Consider the following 5,835-nt stretch of genomic DNA (forward strand, 5'->3'; position numbering starts at 1 on the left):
GTGCAACCGCACCGAGGCGCTGTCGGGACGGCCATCGCCGATCACCGCGATGATCTGGCGAAAGCCCGCCGTCGTCACTGCCTCGATCAGGCTTTGCATCAGCTTGAGCCCGACGCCCTGGCCCTTGGCCTCGGGCGCGACATAGACCGAATCCTCGACGATGAAGCGATAGGCCGGGCGTGGCCGGAAGGCGCCGGCATAGGCGTAGCCGAGAACGGCGCCGTCCTTCTCCGCCACCAGGTAAGGAAAGCCGCCGGCCGTCAGGCTGTCGAATCGAACACCCATCTCCGCACGGCTCGGCGGCTCCAGCTCATAGCTCGCCGTGCCTTGGGTCACCGCATCGGCATAGATGTCCGTGACGCTGTCGAGGTCGGCCACCGTGGCAGGCCGGATCGCAATATTGCTCATTGTTTATGCATGCCGTTTCTCTGCTCGCAATAACAGCAAAGGCCAAGACAAAAGAAAAGGGCGGCCGTTGGGCCGCCCTTCCGGAAGTTGATGGTCCAATGCCGCTTTAGCGGCGGTCGCCCCTGAAATGCAGCAGGAACATGAACAGGTTGATGAAGTCGAGATAGAGCGTCAGAGCGCCCATGATCGCCTTGCGGCCGGCGACGTCGGAAGTGTCGCCCTCGAAATACATCTCCTTGATCTTCTGCGTGTCATAGGCGGTCAGGCCCGCGAAGACCAGCACGCCGATCGCCGACACGGCAAAGGACAGCGCCGACGACTGCAGGAAGATATTGATCACCGACGCGATGATGATGCCGAACACGCCCATGATCAGGAACGAGCCCATCGCCGTCAGGTCGCGCTTGGTGGTGTAGCCGAACAGCGACAGCGCACCGAAGGCGGCGGCCGTGGCGAAGAAGGTCTGTGAGATGCTGGCCGTGGTGTAGACCAGGAAGATCGAAGACAGCGACAGGCCGACGAGACCAGCATAGACCCAGAACGTCGTCTGCGCCGCCGAAACGCTCATCGACTGAACGCGGAACGACAGGAACAGCACGGCAGCCAGCGGCGCCAGCATCACCACCCAGCGCAGCGGCGAGCCGAAGATCGCGTAGCCGAAGGAGGTCAGCATCTCGCCGCTTGGCAGCGTCGCGACAGCCGAAGCCGGATCGGTGGTGGTGGCCAGCATGATCGTGCCGATCGCGGCAAGACCAGTGATGAGGAGGCCAAGCCCCATCAGATTGTAGACCCTGATCATATAGGCGCGCAGGCCCTGATCGATGTCGGCACCGACGCTGACGCCGGGCACGGCGCGCGTCTGGTAGTTGCGAATGGGATCAGCCATTGTAGTCCTCTATTGCTTCTGCCCCGTCGGGTGTCAGGTCCTTCCGGACCCAGGCGCCGCTGGCAGGGCTCCAGCATGCCTGTGGCGAAATATGATGGTTATTCGCGTCAAGAACAAGTCCGTAACCGGATGTAACGGTTCGTGAGAGGGCGAAGTGCCGATTCCTCGGCTTTTCGGAGGGCTTTCTTACCAAGATTTAATCCAGGATGCCCATTTCCGGGCCTGTAGTCACAAATTGCGCAGCACCGGTGCTGCCTTATGGCCGAGCACCCGCCAGGTGCCGGCAAGACCAATGCCGACCGTGATCACCAGCGAAAACAGAATGGTCGATACTGCCACCTCGGGCATGAAATGCGACGGCAATGTCATGATGCGCGCGACGACGAACCAGGCCGCCGCACTGCCCGCCGCCAGCGCGAAGATGGCGGTGGCCAGTCCGATCAGCATGTATTCGAGCGAGAAGGCCGATATCAGCGTCGTGCGTGTCGCCCCCAGCGTCTTCAGCACCACCGCATCATGGATGCGCGCCCGGTTGCCGGCGGCGAGCGCGCCGGCCAGCACCAGCACCGAAGCGATCAGCGCCACGCCGGCCGCGGCCCGGATCGCCGAGCCGAGCTGTCCGACCAGCCGGTTGACGACATCGAGCGCGTCCTTGACCCGCACCGTCGTCACCGCCGGGAAGGCGCGGGTGACGGCGTTGAGGATGCGGGCGTCGTCGGCCGTCGAGGTACTCTTTTCGGTCAGCGTCGCCATCCAGCCATGCGGGGCGCCCGCGAATGTGTTGGGCGAGAACACCATGACGAAATTGATGCCCATCGTCTCCCACTCGACTTGGCGGAAATTGGCGATCCTGGCGGTGACATTGCGTCCGAGCACGTTGACGGTGATGGTATCGCCGAGCTTCAGCCCGATCTCCTTGCCTTCTTGCGCCGAAAACGAAACCAGCGGCTCGCCGCTGTAATCTTCGGGCCACCAACTGCCCTCGGTCAACGTCGCGTTCTGCGGCTGCCTGGTGTCATAGGTCAGGCCGCGGTCGCCCCTCAGCACCCAGGCGCCTTCCGCCGGCACCTTCACCTTGTCGACATCGATACCGTTCAGCGCCATCACCCGGCCGCGCAGCATCGGCACCTTGGCCAGTACGCCCTGCGGCGCCTCCTTGCCGATCAGCGCCGAGAAAGACGCGACGTCGGCGCTCTGGATGTCGACGAAGAAGAAGTTCGGCGCCCGTTCCGGCAGGCTGCCGGAGATCTGCCGCCTGAGATTGCCGTCGATCAGCGCCAGCGTCACCAGCAGCGTCAGGCCGAGCCCCAAGGACAGCACCACCGATGGCGTCAGCGCGCCTGGCCGATGGATGTTGCCGATAGCGAGCCTGAGCGCCACGAAGCGCACGCGCGGGCTCTTCCTGGCCGCCCATTGCACCAGTGCGCCGACCACGCGCAGCACCAGGAAGGCGAAGACGGTAGCGCCGACAAAGATCGAGGCGATGCGCTGGTCGCCGGAAAACAGAATGGCCAGCGCCGCCAGCAACAGCGCGATGCCTATGGCCGCCGCGACATAGGCGGGGCGCGGCAAGCCGCGGCCTTCCAGCCCCATCTCGCGAAACAGCGCGGCTGCCGGCACATCGCGGGCGCGGCCGAGCGGCAGCAGCGCGAAAGCCAACGTCACCAGCAGGCCGAACAGCGCCGCCATGCCGAGCGCGCCGGGATAGAAGCCGCCTGCGGCCGGCACCGGAATGACGGATTGCAAGGCCGCACTCGCTGCGAACGGCATCAGCGCGCCGAGCACAAGGCCCAGCACGATACCCAATGCGGCAATGATCAGGATCTGCACCAGATAGACGGCAAAGACGAAGCCGCCCGAAGCGCCCAGGCTCTTGAAGGTGGCGATCACGCCGCGCTTGCCGTCGAGATAGGCGCGCACCGCATTGGCGACGCCCACACCGCCGACCACCAGCGCCGTCAGCCCGACCAGGGTCAGGAACTGAGAGAAACGTTCAATGTTGGACGACAGCGCGGGCGCCGCGTTGCTGCGTGTGCGGATCGACCAGCCTGCTTCGGGGAAATCCCTGGCCGCCTGGTCCTGGATGCCCTTCAGTCGCGCCTCGTCGGCGTCTGCCGGTAGGCGGATCTTGTAGGCATTCTCGACCAGGCTGCCCGGCTGGATCAGTCCAGTGGCCGCCAGCCCGTCCGTCGAGATCATCAGCCTTGGCGCGAAGCCGAAACCGTCGGACACGGCGTCCGGTTCGGCGACCAGCCTGGCGCGCAGTTCGAAAGTGGCGGTACCAAGCTTCAGCCGGTCGCCGATCTTGACGTGCAGCCGCTCGAACAGAAGGTCGGGTGCCGCCGCACCGAAGACGCCGAACTCTTCGCCGAACAGTTCCTGTTTCGAGAGTGCCGGCTCGGTCTCCAGCGTGCCATAGAGAGGATAGGCATGGTCGACCGCCTTGGCCTCGACCAGCGCCTGGTCGGATCCGTCGGCCAGACGCGCCATCGAACGCATGCTGGCGGTCCGGGAAACTGTGCCGAGCCCGTCAAGGAAGCTGCGCTCCGCCTGGCTGGCGTCACGCTGGTTGATCTCGAAGCGAAGGTCGCCGCCCAGCAGCGTCTGGCCCTGATTGGCGACACCGGCGGTGATCGAACGCGCCACCGAGTTGACGCCGCCGATGGCCGCGACGCCGAGCGCGATGCAGGCGAGAAAGATCAGGAAGCCGGACAGGCCGCCGCGCATCTCGCGCAACGAGAAGCGGACCGCGAGCCTCAACGTCCGGGACAGCGGCATCAGGCCGTCACCTTGACAGGCGCCGGCGCCTCGATCCGGCCCGAGCGCATCGATACCTGGCGCGAACAGCGTGCCGCGAGCGCCGGATCATGGGTCACCAGCACCAGCGTCATGCCGCGCTCGGCCGCTTTGGCAAACAGGAGGTCGGCGACCTGCCGCCCGGTCGCCTGGTCGAGATTGCCGGTCGGCTCGTCGGCGATCAAGATGCGCGGCGATGGCGCCAATGCGCGGGCGATCGCCACGCGCTGCTGCTCGCCGCCCGACAATTCGCCGGGATAGTGGGTGACGCGGTCGCTGAGGCCAACCGCCGCCAGCTCGCGCGCCGCCACCGAAAACGGATCGGCATGGCCGGCCAGTTCCAGCGGCACCGCGACATTTTCGAGCGCCGTCATGTTGGGAATGAGATGAAAGGACTGGAACACGATGCCAATGTTTCGGCCTCGAAACGAAGCAATCTGGTCCTCGCTTTTGCCGTTGAGCAACTCACCAGCGATTCGGACCGTTCCCGAATCGACCCTTTCCAGGCCTGCCAGGACCATCAGCAATGTCGACTTGCCGGAACCCGAAGGCCCGACGATGCCGGTCGCCTCGCCGGTCGCCACATCAAGGCTGACACCCTTCAGCACATGGACCGATGAAGCGCCCTCGCCAAGGGTCAGGAATACATCTTTCAGCGCGACGACGGCTTCTGTCAAAATGAAATCGTCCTATAATCTGGGAAGGCTCTGCTTGCCGGAAGCCATCGACTGAAGAATTCCTAGCTCATATGGGGCCTGCCGCATGTCTTTCAAACGCAGTATTGCCGCAGGCCTCATGGTTTTCCTCGCCATTTGCGGCGCCATGCCGTCAGCGCGTGCCGAGCCGTTCAAAATCGTCGGCTTCGGCGACAGCCTGACGGCGGGCTATGGCCTTGGGCCTGACCAGGGCTTTACCGACAGGCTGCAGGCCGCCCTTCGCGCCAAAGGCCATGATGTGAGCGTCGCCAATGCCGGCGTTTCCGGCGACACGACGAGCGGTGGCCTGGCGCGGCTCGACTGGTCGGTGCCCGACGGCACGCAACTGGTCATCCTCGAACTCGGCGCCAACGACATGCTGCGCGGCGTTTCGCCCGACATCACCAGGAAGAACCTCGACGAGATGCTGAGCAAGCTGAAGCAGCGCAAGATTGCCGTGCTTCTGGCCGGCATGCGTGCCGCACCCAATCTCGGCCCCGACTACCAGAATGCGTTCGACGCCATTTTCCCGGACCTGGGGAAGAAATACGACGTCGTGCTCTACCCGTTCTTTCTCGACGGCGTCGCCGGCCAGCCCGGCATGCAACTCGAGGACGGCCTGCATCCGAGCGTTGAAGGCGTCGACCAGATAGTCGAACGCATCCTGCCGACGGTCGAGAAGGTGATCGCGGCAGTGCCGGGCGATTCCTAGCAGATTGGAACTGTTTCCGCGCAGGGGGCTTTTAACAGGGACTGTGGCCAACAAACCTCTTGCTCCGTTTGACTATCGATGATTCGCTGGGGATGACAGTTCGATTCGAGGAAGGGAGGCTCTTCATGCCGCGTCTTTTCACCGCCCTCGAAATTCCGCGTGACGCTGCCCTTTCGCTGTCCCTGCTGCGGGGCGGCTTGCCGGGAGCCCGCTGGATTGATGTCGAAAACTACCATCTGACGCTGCGCTTCATCGGCGATGTCCCCGGCCATGTCGCCGACGAGATCGCCAACGCGCTCGACCGCGTCCACCGCCCTTCCTTCTCGCTGGCGCTGTCC

At 64.5% G+C, this 5,835-nt stretch carries 6 protein-coding genes; 2 read left to right on the forward strand and 4 right to left on the reverse strand.

The annotated features are described in order from the left end of the window. The 4 genes from EN750_RS15750 to EN750_RS15765 form a co-directional block, all read right to left on the reverse strand. The coding region (locus tag EN750_RS15750; protein WP_145967689.1) for a GNAT family N-acetyltransferase at window positions 1–408 on the reverse strand (408 nt) is incomplete at its 3' end. Window positions 409–514: 106 nt separating this feature from the next. Next, entirely contained in the window at window positions 515–1,294 is a 780-nt protein-coding gene (locus EN750_RS15755) for a Bax inhibitor-1/YccA family protein (RefSeq protein ID WP_127396959.1), read from the reverse strand. Window positions 1,295–1,522: 228 nt separating this feature from the next. Then, window positions 1,523–4,072, reverse strand: coding sequence for an ABC transporter permease (locus EN750_RS15760; RefSeq protein ID WP_127396960.1), 2,550 nt, complete (start codon window positions 4,070–4,072; stop codon window positions 1,523–1,525). Beyond that, a complete protein-coding gene (locus tag EN750_RS15765; RefSeq protein ID WP_127396961.1) occupies window positions 4,072–4,767 on the reverse strand; it encodes an ABC transporter ATP-binding protein in 696 nt (231 codons plus the stop codon). The genes EN750_RS15760 and EN750_RS15765 overlap by 1 nt, the downstream gene beginning before the upstream one ends. A gap of 85 nt (window positions 4,768–4,852) precedes the next feature. Here EN750_RS15765 and EN750_RS15770 point away from each other — a divergent pair, with 85 nt between their 5' ends. Both EN750_RS15770 and EN750_RS15775 read left to right on the forward strand, forming a co-directional pair. After that, the gene (locus EN750_RS15770) at window positions 4,853–5,497 is read left to right on the forward strand and encodes an arylesterase (RefSeq protein WP_127396962.1); all 645 of its coding nucleotides are present in this window, start codon (window positions 4,853–4,855) and stop codon (window positions 5,495–5,497) included. Window positions 5,498–5,622: 125 nt separating this feature from the next. Continuing rightward, window positions 5,623–5,835: 2'-5' RNA ligase family protein (locus tag EN750_RS15775; RefSeq protein ID WP_281062303.1), on the forward strand; the 213-nt coding region annotated here is incomplete at its 3' end.

The sequence above is a fragment of the Mesorhizobium sp. M7A.F.Ca.ET.027.03.2.1 genome (assembly GCF_003999175.1).
Taxonomy (GTDB): domain Bacteria; phylum Pseudomonadota; class Alphaproteobacteria; order Rhizobiales; family Rhizobiaceae; genus Mesorhizobium.